The 12,354-nt window shown below is 60.1% G+C and carries 12 protein-coding genes and 2 tRNA genes; 7 read left to right on the forward strand and 7 right to left on the reverse strand.

The window, feature by feature from the left end:
• Nucleotides 1-6: 6 nt before the first annotated feature.
• The 3 genes from CAG44_RS21440 to CAG44_RS21450 are packed head-to-tail and all read right to left on the reverse strand — an operon-like array spanning nucleotide 7 to nucleotide 2,934.
• Complete coding sequence (locus CAG44_RS21440; protein ID WP_025339676.1) at nucleotides 7-1,452, reverse strand: ATPase domain-containing protein; 1,446 nt, start codon at nucleotides 1,450-1,452, stop codon at nucleotides 7-9.
• A gap of 6 nt (nucleotides 1,453-1,458) precedes the next feature.
• On the reverse strand, nucleotides 1,459-2,616 hold the full coding sequence (locus CAG44_RS21445; RefSeq protein WP_025339677.1) for a nitrogen regulation protein NR(II): 1,158 nt from the start codon (nucleotides 2,614-2,616) through the stop codon (nucleotides 1,459-1,461).
• Nucleotides 2,617-2,658: 42 nt separating this feature from the next.
• The gene (locus CAG44_RS21450) at nucleotides 2,659-2,934 is read right to left on the reverse strand and encodes a hypothetical protein (RefSeq protein ID WP_025339678.1); all 276 of its coding nucleotides are present in this window, start codon (nucleotides 2,932-2,934) and stop codon (nucleotides 2,659-2,661) included.
• 199 nt (nucleotides 2,935-3,133) lie between these two features.
• On the opposite strand from CAG44_RS21450, the gene CAG44_RS21455 reads away from it, so the two are divergent.
• Together CAG44_RS21455 and CAG44_RS21460 are read left to right on the forward strand one after the other, a co-directional pair.
• A tRNA-Leu gene (locus tag CAG44_RS21455) sits at nucleotides 3,134-3,218 on the forward strand.
• A 103-nt stretch (nucleotides 3,219-3,321) separates the two neighbouring features.
• On the forward strand, nucleotides 3,322-3,735 hold the full coding sequence (locus CAG44_RS21460; protein WP_025339679.1) for a DoxX family protein: 414 nt from the start codon (nucleotides 3,322-3,324) through the stop codon (nucleotides 3,733-3,735).
• A 1-nt stretch (nucleotide 3,736) separates the two neighbouring features.
• Here CAG44_RS21460 and CAG44_RS21465 read toward each other — a convergent pair whose 3' ends face one another.
• A complete protein-coding gene (locus CAG44_RS21465; RefSeq protein WP_075045622.1) occupies nucleotides 3,737-3,934 on the reverse strand; it encodes a hypothetical protein in 198 nt (65 codons plus the stop codon).
• 260 nt (nucleotides 3,935-4,194) lie between these two features.
• On the opposite strand from CAG44_RS21465, the gene CAG44_RS21470 reads away from it, so the two are divergent.
• The 3 genes from CAG44_RS21470 (at nucleotide 4,195) to CAG44_RS21480 (ending at nucleotide 6,594) form a co-directional block, all read left to right on the forward strand.
• Entirely contained in the window at nucleotides 4,195-4,869 is a 675-nt protein-coding gene (locus tag CAG44_RS21470) for a polysaccharide lyase family 7 protein (RefSeq protein ID WP_085590919.1), read from the forward strand.
• A gap of 259 nt (nucleotides 4,870-5,128) precedes the next feature.
• The gene (gene adhP / locus CAG44_RS21475) at nucleotides 5,129-6,139 is read left to right on the forward strand and encodes an alcohol dehydrogenase AdhP (protein WP_085590917.1); all 1,011 of its coding nucleotides are present in this window, start codon (nucleotides 5,129-5,131) and stop codon (nucleotides 6,137-6,139) included.
• Nucleotides 6,140-6,357: 218 nt separating this feature from the next.
• Nucleotides 6,358-6,594, forward strand: a complete 237-nt coding sequence (locus CAG44_RS21480; RefSeq protein WP_085692946.1) for a hypothetical protein — start codon at nucleotides 6,358-6,360, stop codon at nucleotides 6,592-6,594.
• Nucleotides 6,595-6,912: 318 nt separating this feature from the next.
• Here the strand turns inward: CAG44_RS21480 and CAG44_RS21485 are convergent, their stop codons facing one another.
• A complete protein-coding gene (locus CAG44_RS21485) occupies nucleotides 6,913-8,127 on the reverse strand; it encodes an aldose 1-epimerase family protein (protein WP_085590915.1) in 1,215 nt (404 codons plus the stop codon).
• A gap of 217 nt (nucleotides 8,128-8,344) precedes the next feature.
• Here CAG44_RS21485 and CAG44_RS21490 point away from each other — a divergent pair, with 217 nt between their 5' ends.
• Together CAG44_RS21490 and CAG44_RS21495 are read left to right on the forward strand one after the other, a co-directional pair.
• Nucleotides 8,345-9,238, forward strand: a complete 894-nt coding sequence (locus tag CAG44_RS21490) for a LysR substrate-binding domain-containing protein (protein WP_025339684.1) — start codon at nucleotides 8,345-8,347, stop codon at nucleotides 9,236-9,238.
• A gap of 98 nt (nucleotides 9,239-9,336) precedes the next feature.
• Nucleotides 9,337-10,041, forward strand: a complete 705-nt coding sequence (locus CAG44_RS21495; protein ID WP_085692947.1) for an SDR family oxidoreductase — start codon at nucleotides 9,337-9,339, stop codon at nucleotides 10,039-10,041.
• 886 nt (nucleotides 10,042-10,927) lie between these two features.
• Here the strand turns inward: CAG44_RS21495 and CAG44_RS21505 are convergent.
• Together CAG44_RS21505 and sohB are read right to left on the reverse strand one after the other, a co-directional pair.
• Nucleotides 10,928-11,001: transfer RNA gene (locus CAG44_RS21505), tRNA-Cys, on the reverse strand.
• 154 nt (nucleotides 11,002-11,155) lie between these two features.
• Nucleotides 11,156-12,175 (reverse strand): protease SohB, encoded by a 1,020-nt coding sequence (gene sohB / locus CAG44_RS21510; protein WP_023662815.1) that lies wholly within the window; start codon nucleotides 12,173-12,175, stop codon nucleotides 11,156-11,158.
• Between the last annotated feature and the right edge of the window lie 179 nt (nucleotides 12,176-12,354).

Here is a 12,354-nt window from a genome sequence, read left to right on the forward strand (position 1 = left end):
GCCCCGTCACCCGCTCCCCTGCGGCACCGGCGTTCCCGAGAGCACACCGCAGGCGCCTTCGAACGCCTTGCGCAGGGTAATGCCTTGCGGCCCGATCAGCAGCTCGTGCAAGGCAGGGTCATGGTGGCTGTCACGCACCTTGAGGATCGACAGCATGCGCCGCAACTGCGAATCCAGCTCGACGAAGCGCATCAGCATCAGGTTGTCGACGATACTCGACAGGTCCGGGGCCGGGGCGCTGATTTCCGCGCCGAAAATGTCGCGCATTTCCCAGGTGAGCATCACGCTGACATCGCGCGCGCGCAGCTCGCCGGCCAGGGCGCGGAAAAACGCATTGAGCCGCGCCGGGTCGATGGCCAGGCGGCTGAACGCCCCCAGGCTGTCGATCAGCACGCGCTTGCTGCCTTGCGCTTCGACTCGCTCGAGCAGGCGCGCACCGACCTGGTCCAGCAGGCCCTCGGTGGTCGGCTGCCAGCACAGCTGCAGGCTGCCGCCCTGCTCCATGGCTGCAAAATCGTAACCCAGCGACGCGGCCTTGATTCGCAGGCGCTCCGGCGTTTCGTAGAAGCCGAAATGCAGCCCCGGCGCCTGCGGGCTGCTGGCACCGAGAAAAGCCAGGCCCAATGACGTCTTGCCAATACCCGAGGGCCCGATCAGCAGGCTGACCGAGCCGGTGGCCAGGCCGCCACCGAGCATTTCATCCAAGGTCGCCACCCCGCTGCTGACGCGCTCCAAGGTGGCGCTGCCCGCCTGGCTGGGGTGGCTGAACAGCGACTCCAGGCGCGGGTATACATGCATGCCGGCTCCATCGATGAGGCATTCATGGCGCCCCGACAACGCCGCACTGCCCCGTGTCTTGCGCAGCTGGATATGGCGCACGGCGCGGCTGCCGAACAGTTGCTCGCCCAGTTCGATCACGCCGTCGACCATGGTGTGCTCCGGGCTGCCTTCTTCCAGCCGGGCGCTGGTCAGCAGCAGCACGGTGCAACCGGCAAAGGCCGCATGGCCCTGTAGTTCGGAGACGAATTTCTTGGTGTCCAGCGCTGTTTCCGCACGCACCCGGGCATTGAGCACACCATCGACGATCAGCAGGCTGGCCTGCTGGCGGGCGATTTCCTGGCGCAGCAGCCGTACCACGGCGTCCAGGCCTTCCTGCTCCAGGGTGTCGAAAGCACTGACGAACTGGATCGGGTCGCCGACCAGCGCCGGGTCAAAGAACTCCAAGGTCGCCAGGTACTGGAACAGCCGCTCGTGCGACTCGCTCAGCAAGGTAGCCACCAGCACCCTGCCACCGCCGCGCACATGCCCGCAGGCCAGCTGGTTGGCGAGGATGGTCTTGCCCGCGCCCGGCGGGCCCTGAATGATGTAGGACGCGCCAGCCACCAGGCCACCCTGGAGCAACGCATCGAGCCCATCGATCCCCGTCACCAGCCGCCTGAGTGCCTGTGCCATGGTGTTCTACCTGTCGAGTTGGCTGTCCGCCTGCTGATAGATTGGCAAGTAGAGCTGCATGCAAGTTCCCCGGCCGGGCTCGCTGTCCACGCAAATGGCACCACCGCTTTGCCTGGCAAAACCATACACCTGGCTAAGGCCCAGGCCAGTCCCCTTGCCAAAGGGCTTGGTAGTGAAAAACGGTTCGAAAATCCGCGGCAGTACCGCTGGCGCTATGCCCTCGCCGCTGTCTTCCACCTCGAAACGCACAAACCCGCCGTGCAGGCCTTCCACCTCGCCGGCCAGTTCGACCACATCGACGGTCAAGCCGATCCGGCCCTGCCCCGTGATGGCATCGCGGGCATTGAACAACAGATTGAGCAGCACCATCTGCAATTGCCCGGCATCCACCTCGATCAGGGGCAGGTCCGGTTGCAACACCACCTCCAGGTCAATCGAACCGGGCAGCGCATGCTCCAGTAGACCACGGGTGGCGGCAATAAGGTTCGCCGGGGCGACACAAGCCACATCAAGCTTGCGGTGGCGGGCAAAGCTGAGCAGTTGCTGGGTCAGTTCGGTGCCCCGCTGCCCGGCATCCAGAATATGCTGCAGCATGCGCTGGGCGCGTGCCGGGTCCTGTGTGGCCAGTGCCAGGCGCGCCGAGCTGATGATGATGGTAAGCATGTTGTTGAAGTCATGCGCCAGGCCACCGGTCAACTGGCCGAGGGCCTCCAGCTTCTGTGCCTGGAACAGCTGGGCGCGCACCGCGTCCAGTTGCAGCGCCGACTCGCGACGGTCGGTGATGTCCCGGGTCACCTTGGCCAGGCCGACGACCTGGCCCTGGTCATCGCGAATCACATCCAGCGCGGCCAGCGCCCAGAATTGCGTGCCATCCTTGCGTACGCGCCAGCCTTCATCCTGCGCCACGCCCTGCTCCAGCGCCTGGCGCAGCAAGCGCTCCGGGCGGCCTTCGGTGCAATCCTGCGGGGTGAAGAACAACGAGAAATGCTGGCCGATCACTTCATCGGCACGGTACCCCTTGATGCGTTGCGCGCCTGCGTTCCACGACACCACATGGCCGGATGGGTCGAGCATGTAGATGGCGTAATCCACCACCGACTGAACCAGCTGTTCATAGCGGTGGGCAGGCATGACAGGGTGGTCGAGGCAGTCAGCTGAAACCATGCGAGCTCCACCGGTACGGCAGGAGGGAAGATAGGGCGAGGCTCAACGCTCTGGCTCAACCAGCACCGGGCTGATGCGCCGCGGCATCGCCACTTTCAGCAGCCACAAGCCGACCAGTAGGATAAGCCCGCCACCGGCCAGGGCCATCAGGCGCTGCGGTTGAGGGTGTTCGGCATCGAACCCCAACATCAGCAGGTAACCGCCCAGGCTGATCAGGCTGAGGTAGAGAAACGCCCCCAACACGACCACCAGCACGAACAACAGTCGCCAGAACAGCCGTGGGCGTACGATACGCTCGGAAGTACCGGACTGATTCATCACCGCACTCTTGGATCCAATAAAGGGGCAACAGTGGCGTAATGACAGCAAGGTGTCAATTGCCCAATCGATCGACCCTTCATTCTGTTGATCATAGGTGCTGTGGTTGACTCAACTATAACAATGGGTTATAAAGCGCGCTTGATTGCGAAGCCCTTCTGCTTAGAAGCGAGCTGGTCGTTACGACCCCTTCAAGCGTGCGAGTGTGGTGGAATTGGTATACACAGCAGACTTAAAATCTGTCGGCGTGAGCCTTGCGGGTTCGAGTCCCGCCACTCGCACCAAATTCTTTGCGAAGGCGCCCTTGCGGCGCCTTTTTGCTGCCCGCCAGCAATCCTTTGCGCAGCTGCTAGAGTGGAGCTTGTCCCCGTCCACTGGAACGCCGCCATGCGCTACTCCCTGTTCGATGGTCAACGCGACATCATTATCCTGATTGCCCGTGTGCTGCTGATGATCCTGTTCGTCTTGTCTGGCTGGGGCAAGCTGACCGGGTTCGAAGGCACGGTCGGCTACATGACTTCACTGGGCGCCCCTGCCCCCATGCTGGCAGCGGCAGTTGCCGTGCTCATGGAGTTCGTTGTCGGCATCCTGCTGATCCTCGGTTTCTACACCCGGCCGCTGGCCTTCCTGCTGGCGCTGTTCGTGCTGGGCACGGCGCTGCTGGGCCACCCGTTCTGGAGCATGGTCGACCCTGAGCGCAGCGCCAACATGACCCAGTTCCTGAAAAACCTCAGCATCATGGGCGGCCTGCTGATGCTGGCAGTGAGCGGCCCTGGGCGTTTTTCGGTAGACGGGCGCTGAGTCAGTCGTCTTCGCAGTCGTCGAACCAGGCTGGGTGATCGCGCTCCTCGTCATCGAGGTCATCCAGCGTTTCCTCGTCTTCCTCAACCTCGTCCTCGGCGCCCTGGGCATCCGCTTCAGGCTCCAAATCGTCGTAGAGGAATTCGTGGTCAAGCAGGTGATCGTGCTCGGGTTCGTGCAGGTCGTCTTCGTCGTGCATGCTGGCTCCTGGGCTGGTGGCAGGCCTGTATAGGCTGATCGGCTGCGCAGGTCAATGCGTTACCGCTTAATGCTCGGTTAACCGGCCGGGTCCACTCTGCAGGCTCTCCCTTCAAACGTTGCTTGCCCGCCTTCCATGGCGGGCTTTTTTATCCCCTGGGTTTTCCCTTCGTCCAGCCTTGGCAAATCACAGTGAACTGCGCCCATGCTGGCCAGGCTCGCAAATGATGCAGGTCCTGTCGTTTTTCAAGGAGAAAGCCCATGGCTGTGTATATCGACAACCTCATCATCACCACTCCCGTGCCGAAGTCCGCGACCAACCCGGTGGCGCTGGAGTTGACCGGCGCCCAGGCGCTGGCGACCCTGCCCGAAGTCATCGCCCGCCTGAGCGACGGCTCGATCCGCATGACCGCCCCCACCAAGGGCGCCTCCAGCAAAAGCACCCACCGCACCCGCTGTGAGTGGAAGGAGCCCACATACTGGGCACTGAACAGCGGCGCCCAACACCGCAATCACCAGACCATGACACTGCAGAAAGTGAACTTTGCGCAAAAAGTGGTGATTGCCCAGATGCACGTCAAAGACGACGACAACCCGCCCATCAAGGTGTTCTGGAACAAGGGCAAGATCACCGTGGGCTTCCGGACCGACTTCAACCAGACGGCCACAAGCAGCAGCACGGTGCTGGCCGACGTACCGCTCGGTGCCCGTTTCGATGTGAGCATCGACGTGACGAACAACGGCGCCTGCACGGTCAGTGCAAGCTGCAACGGCCGTATTGGCAGCACATCGCCTCTGCAACTGGGTGCGACCTGGGCAACGCGCACGCTCAACTTCCATGGTGGGGTATACAACCAGGTGGACTACACCGACGACACGCCTGCCGAGGACGGCTCGGTGTGCGTCATCAGCCAACTGGAACTGAGCCATGCATGACATGCTCATGACCTGACCTTCACGAAATACTGACATCCGGGTGGGCACACTGGCCCTGCTCCGTATGTTCTTGCAGCCCGCCGCATTATTGCCGCGGGCTTTTCTTTTTGTGGCGAGCCTTACGCAGAACCCTGCAGGGCCCTGCTGCGTACAAGCCTCCCACCCCAGACCATGACCTGAAGCAGTTTTGCCCCACCCGGCAAGGGCTATGCTAACCCGGCGATAACCCAAGCTCATTCGGATAGACACGGAGGCTCCTATGAAAGCTGCTGTTGTTGCACCAGGCCGTCGCGTGGATGTGGTGGAGAAAACCCTGCGCCCCCTCGAGCACGGTGAAGCGCTGCTGAAGATGCAATGCTGCGGTGTGTGCCACACCGACCTGCATGTGAAAAATGGCGACTTCGGTGACAAGACCGGTGTGGTGCTAGGCCACGAAGGCATCGGCGTGGTCCAGGCAGTAGGGCCAGGCGTCACCTCGCTCAAACCGGGCGACCGCGCCAGCGTGGCTTGGTTCTACCAGGGCTGCGGGCATTGCGAGTATTGCAACAGCGGCAACGAAACCCTGTGCCGCGAAGTGAAGAACTCCGGCTACACCGTGGACGGCGGCATGGCCGAAGCCTGCATCGTCAAGGCCGACTACTCGGTAAAAGTGCCCGACGGGCTCGACTCCGCTGCCGCCAGCAGCATTACCTGCGCCGGCGTGACCACCTACAAGGCGGTGAAGATCTCCAACATCCGCCCTGGCCAATGGATCGCCATCTACGGCCTCGGCGGCCTGGGCAACCTTGCCCTGCAATACGCCAAGAACGTCTTCAACGCCAAAGTGATCGCCATCGACGTCAACGAAGAGCAACTGCGCTTCGCCAGCGAGATGGGCGCCGACCTGGTCATCAACTCACGCACCGAGGATGCCGCCAAGGTCATCCAGGCCAAGACCGGTGGCGCCCATGCCGCCGTGGTTACCGCCGTTGCCAAGGCTGCCTTCAACTCGGCCGTTGATGCCCTGCGTGCGGGTGGCCGCCTGGTTGCGGTCGGCCTGCCGTCGGAAGCGATGAACCTGAACATTCCTCGGCTGGTGCTGGACGGTATCGAAGTGATCGGCTCGCTGGTCGGTACCCGCCAGGACCTGCAGGAAGCTTTCCAGTTTGCGGCGGAAGGGAAAGTGGTGCCGAAGGTGACCCTGCGGCCGATCGAGGATATCAACCAGATCTTCGATGAGATGCTGGACGGCAAGATCAAAGGGCGAATGGTGATTCAGTTCGCGGGGTGATGGCCCATGTGCGCTGGCTGTTGGTGCAGCGCACGCTACCCTGCTGCATTCGAGCGCGGGCGGTCAGAGATGGCTTCCGCCCCTTGTAAAGCGAACCAATGGGTGCGCCTTGGGCTCTGGTTTCGGGTAAGCGCTATGCTTCATATACGGTTTTATCCAAGTCGTGGTTTGTAGTTGCTTCGCAAGCCGCAAACTGGCTAGCACATCGAGGTCAATGTATGGGCATCCGCAGCTTGGCGAAAAACCTGCCACCCGATCCGGACAATGACGGCTGGGTGCTTGGATGGGGCGTACTGAGAGACCGGCATCCCTGGCATTTCGTCGATGTTTATGCCGACCAGAAGACTGCCAGGGCCGAGGCGGAGCGCCGCGGGGTTGGCTATGTTGTGGAGTTCGGCTCACACCGCCTGGGATCGGATGAATTCGTTTGCGGGATATCCCCGCCTGAAGACTAGCGTTTGAATGGACGGAGCGGCGGGCGATGGATGCTGCGGCCGTAGGCGACAGACAGCTATCGACCCAAAGCGGACACTGATCCAAAGCTCTGTTGTCAGTACCGGCCTCATCGCCGGCAAGCCGGCTCCCACAGGAATATCACCAGCTTTCAGGCATGCGCTGTACCTGTGGGAGCCGCGCTTGCCGGCGATGGGCCGCGAAGCGGCCCCGGTTACAGGTGTCCGCTTTGGGTCGAAAGCAGCCTTTCAGCAAAGGCATGAAACCAACAACTTTGATAGTTCTGACTAGTCGACGAGGCCGACATGCCCTGGCCGGCGTTACCCCTTGGTCAGATCAACCAATGGCGTCTGCCGCACCTCGGTTTCGCGCCCTCCTTGTATCTGGCCAACCTGCTTCAAGGCCTTGTCCACTGCCACCTTGTCCGCCAACAAGCTGTAGCTGATGTGGAACTGCCTGTGTTCCTTCGGTCCGATTGTCGGCACCAGGTTCAGTGGCCGCTGGTAACGGCGGTTGTAGGAAAAACTCGTTCCCGGCTCGAGCCCGGTCACATAACCCTGGCCTTGGGTATCGGTATTTTTCCACAGTGAAAATACAGGCAATGTCCGAGTATTGAAGCCGACCGAAACGCCCAGACTGCCAGCCTTGTCATGCAACACGGCCAACGTATTGCCCTGGTCATCGGCATACGGCACCACGTTATAAACCGTTTCGTCATAGTCCTTGGTGGGCGCTCGGTAGGTTTGCCAATCGGCCAGATCTTCCCTTGCCTTGTCGTTGAACGGCGACACCTGTTTCACTGGCGCGGCGAACCGAGCGCCCTGCTCCAGAAACGGGGTGCTGAAGTTACTGTGATACAGCGCCTGGTATTCCTTCGGATAATCGCCGTTGTTGGTCAGGGTGTCGTTGAGGACAAACATCACGCTGCCCGGTTCGGTGACCAATTCAGTCACGACGGAGAAGTCGACCTTCTTGAACGCCTGCTCTTTCAGTTCGCCACGCAGGCTGATGGCGTATGGTGGTTTCTCATCGATGTGCAGGGTGACTTTGTTCGCAGGTATGTTGGCGGCCCGACCGTGCAGGGTCAGCAACTCGCCATTGTCGACGCCGGGGTGGCCGACCCATTCGTAACCGCAGCGGGCGACCAGTTCGTTGAAGCCCTCCAGCCAGCCCAGGCCATTGCGCCCATTGAGTTCGATGAAGGACGGGTTGACCACTTCCTTGACCGGCGAATCCCAGCCCATGCGCACATTGCCGACCGACGCCTGCAAAACGTTCATTCCGCGGGTCGGCACTACTGAAAGTTTCATCGTACCGTTATCGATGTCGACGATGCTGACACCCTCTTGCCGGCCTCCGTGCAAGGTGCGCAAGGTAACGCTGAAGGGCTTGTCGGTTTTTACGCCAAGTTGCTGGCTGGTGATCTGCCAGTTCTGGGCGGCTTTATCGGTGTCGAGCAGAACGTAATCCCAGGCCATGGTGTGGGAGGCTGCGGACAGGGCGCCGAGAGCAACGAAGAATTTGAGGAGGGGCATGACAGGTTGCCTTTCTTGGAGTTGTTCCCCTTTATAGACACGAAGAAACGTTTCAGCAAGCTAGCCTAGCGATGCTTTCGATTGGCACAGGTTTCTTTAACTAGTTTCAGGGAGTAGCCTCGGCCCAGTGAATCTTTCGAGCCCGATCAGGTTATCAACCTTGTGAAAGCATCAGAGAGACAGAACAATTGCCGAACTCGATAGAATCTTGATTGCCATGCCAGACGGTTTCCCTGATTTGCCCTCGCTGAACGCGTTGCGTGTTTTTGAAGTGGTGGCTCGCCGCTTGAACTTCCGTGTGGCTGCCGAGGAACTGGGCGTGACCCAGGCGGCAGTTGCCCAGCAGATACGTGGGCTGGAGGCGAGCCTGGATCTGCGTTTGTTTGAACGCCTGCCCCGTGGCTTGGCGTTGACTGATGCGGGCCTGGGCTACAGCGGAAGCATTCGCAGTGCACTGGCCATGATCGACGAGGCAACACGCCTGCTTCGGCCACAGACTTCTCACTTGACAGTCAGCGTTACACCTACCTTCGCCTCGAAATGGCTGATTCCCAGGCTGGGCAATTTTGCGCAGAGCCACCCAGACATCGACTTGCGTGTGCTGGCAACCGACCGGCTGTCGCACTTCAGCACCGATGGTGTGGATATCGCTGTCCGCTATGGCAAGCCCGAGTTCGGAGCAGGTTTGAATAGCGAGCTGCTGATGGAGCAGCGAATCGTTGCGGTGGCCAGCCCAAGGCTGTTCGAAGGCAGCGAAATACCTGCCAGCTTTGCGCAGTTGCAGGACTTCGTCATGTTGCACGATGCCCATAATTTCTGGCCTCAGTTCCTTGCAGAGCTGTTCCCGCATCACCTGCAACCCACCGCCAGAAATCTGCGCTTCAATCAGACCTCATTGGCCATTGAAGCGGCAATCAGCGGCCAGGGCATTGCCTTGGCCAGCCCTGCATTCGTCGGTGATGACATTGCCGCAGGCCGACTGATGCAGGTTTTTACCCAGCAACTCAGGGTCGACAAGTCGTTTTATCTGGTCTGGCCACGCAAGATGAAACAGCCGGACTCATTGAGCGTCGTCCAACACTGGCTCAAGCAACAAGCTGTCGATAGTTAATCTATCGCAATAGTGAAGTTTAGCTGTCTCCCTCGCCAATAGGCCTGCTGCTAAGGTGAATGCACCTGAAAAATCCACACTGAGAGATTGGAGGCAGCATGTCAGTAGAAAAAGTTGCGATTATCACGGCAGGTGGCAGCGGCATGGGCGCAGCGGCAGCACGACGCCTGGCCGCCGACGGCTTCAAGGTTGGGATTCTCTCCTCGTCGGGCAAGGGCGAGGCGTTGGCTGCCGAACTCGGCGGTATTGGTGTAACCGGTAGCAACCAGTCGGTTGAAGACCTGCAACGCCTGGTCGACGCTGTCGTGGAGAAGTGGGGCCGTATCGATGTGCTGGTCAATAGCGCCGGCCATGGTCCACGCGCGCCAATCCTGGAAATCAGCGACGAGGATTTGCACAAGGGCATGGATACTTACCTGCTCAATGTCATTCGCCCGACTCGCCTGGTGACGCCTTACATGCAGCGTCAGAAGAGCGGAGTGATCATCAACATCTCCACTGCCTGGGCGTTCGAACCCAGCGAGCTGTTCCCGACTTCTGCTGTATTCCGCTCGGGCCTTGCCGCGTTCACCAAGATCTTCGCCGACAATTTCGCCGGCGATAACGTGCGCATCAACAACGTCCTCCCTGGCTGGATCGACAGCTTGCCGAGCACCGAGCAACGCCGCGACAGCGTGCCGCTCAAGCGCTACGGCACCAGCGAAGAAATCGCTGCGACCATTGCGTTCCTTGCTAGCGAAGGCGCGGCCTACATCACCGGGCAGAACATCAGGGTCGATGGCGGCGTAACACGCAGCATTTGATCGTCCGTGGCCGCAGTATTGCTGCGGCCCTCGTTTCATGGAACATGGTTTTTTCATGCTGGACGATCTGTTTCAGACCATATGGGCGCGGCTGATCAAGGGTTCGCTGATAGGGATGCCATGGGACGATAGCGTCCGGCATCGTTCCCCTCCTCTAGCGCAATACTGAACAGCTCTGCCAAAAGAAAAGGCACCCGCAGGTGCCCTCTCGATACCGTTTACGGAATGAATCGAGTGCCACAAGCGTGGCACATCCAAGTGCGGCGCCACTCTTCCAATTTGTCGTACTGTGCGACGTTGAATTTCCAGTGGCGAACGAATCCAATTACACCGACGGTGATAAATATCGCGCCTATGAAGAACCTGGTCCAATCAACGCCCCAGAACGTGTTCATAAGCTTGAGGCCATCGTACAAGATGATTGCGCCAACCCCTGTAAGGATGACCGGGCCAAGCAAGCGCTTACCTGGAGGTGGACCGACGCTTGCCGCCAAATTGGTCTGATGCCGACCTGAAGTTTCAACGGTCACGCTTGGTCCGAATCCGGATTGGGATTGCGCTTGGTGGGTTGCTTGTATGTGAGAAGTGCCAGCAGCATGGATGATAGACAGAAGCTGGACGTTTTGACCTTGGCATTGCGGGCAGCAGATTGCGTTATTGCTCACCACGTATTCATTCCTTTGAGGGGTGCAAGGCGAGCATTCTAAGGCAATTGCTTACATCAGCGCACTAGGCGACTTCATCCGAACGCTATTCACGACCTACCAGGCCCACAACCAACCCGACCCTCCATCCCATCTGTGTGCCTGCAGTTTCGGAACTCGTAGTTTTTTTCAACCCACAAATAAAAACCCCGCAGACGTTAATCTGCGGGGCTTTCGAATGGTGGAGGCCGAGGTCGGAATCGAACCGGCGTAGACGGATTTGCAATCCGGAGCATAACCACTTTGCTACTCGGCCTCAAAGGTCGGATCTAGCAGCTTGCGCTTCGCTATCTCCTTGAAACGCTGAACCTTTTTCAAAGTTTGCTGCGTTTCGATGGGCGCCATTATGTCTTCATTCCTTTAACCTTGCAACCCCCTGAACGAAAAAAAATTTCAACGGGTTCAAGGTGTTAGCGCAGGCGGCCGAGTTTACTCCACAAGCCCACCACTGTGTTCTCCACGGTGCCACTGGCAGCCATGCCGATTCGCTCCTGCAGGCTCTTGCGTTCGGCGTAGTGCAGGTGGAACAGGTTGGCGTTGCGCGCGCGTTCGCTGAGGTACTCGTCGCTGGTCTGCAGCTCGTCTACCAGCTTGCGGTTGAGTGCCGCGACGCCCAGCCAGACTTCGCCGGTGGCCACTTCGTCGATGTGCAGCTGCGGGCGATAGCGGGCAACGAAGTCCTTGAACAGCTGGTGGGTGATGTCCAGGTCTTCCTGGAACTTCTCCCGGCCCTTCTCGGTGTTCTCGCCGAACACGGTCAGGGTGCGCTTGTATTCACCGGCGGTCAGCACTTCGAAATCGATGTCGTGCTTCTTCAGCAGGCGGTTGACGTTGGGCAGCTGCGCCACCACGCCGATGGAACCCAGCACGGCGAACGGTGCGCTGACGATCTTCTCGCCGATGCAGGCCATCATGTAGCCGCCGCTGGCGGCCACCTTGTCGATGCACACGGTCAACGGGATGCCGGCCTGGCGAATGCGCGCCAGCTGCGATGCGGCCAGGCCGTAGCTGTGCACCAGGCCGCCACCGCTTTCCAGGCGCAGCACCACTTCGTCACGCGGGGTGGCGAGGGTCAGCAGCGCAGTGATTTCGTTGCGCAGGCTTTCGGTGGCAGAAGCTTTGATGTCGCCATCGAAATCCAGCACGAAGACCCGGCCCTTTTCCTCGGCCTTGCCCTTCTTCTGCCGCTTTTCCGCCTTGGCCTGCTGCTTGCGCAAGGCCTTGAGCTGGGCCTTGTCGAGCAGGCCGGATTCCAGGCGCTCGCGCAGGTCCTTGTAGAACTCGTTCAGGCGAGTGACCTGCAATTGCCCACCCGATTTGCGCCGCCCCTTGCCGCGCAGCCCGGCGATGGCCGACAGCACTATCAGGATGGCGATGACCAGGGTGGCGGTTTTGGCGAGAAAGCTTGCGTATTCAGCAAGAAACTCCACGTTGACTCCTTAAAGACTTGCGCCACTACGGCGCGTAACTGTAGCAAGCATACCGTTGCGCCTGAGGTGCTGCCAGCCGTGGCAAACGCTGGCAACACCTTTCAAACAACCTTTTCAAACGCTTGTATGTTTTTTCGTTGACAGCCCGTGTGCCGCATCCTAACCTCGCAGCAACCTCC

Origin of the sequence: Pseudomonas sp. B13(2017), assembly GCF_002113245.1 — a bacterium.
In the GTDB taxonomy this organism is placed as follows: Bacteria; Pseudomonadota; Gammaproteobacteria; order Pseudomonadales; family Pseudomonadaceae; genus Aquipseudomonas; species Aquipseudomonas putida_Z.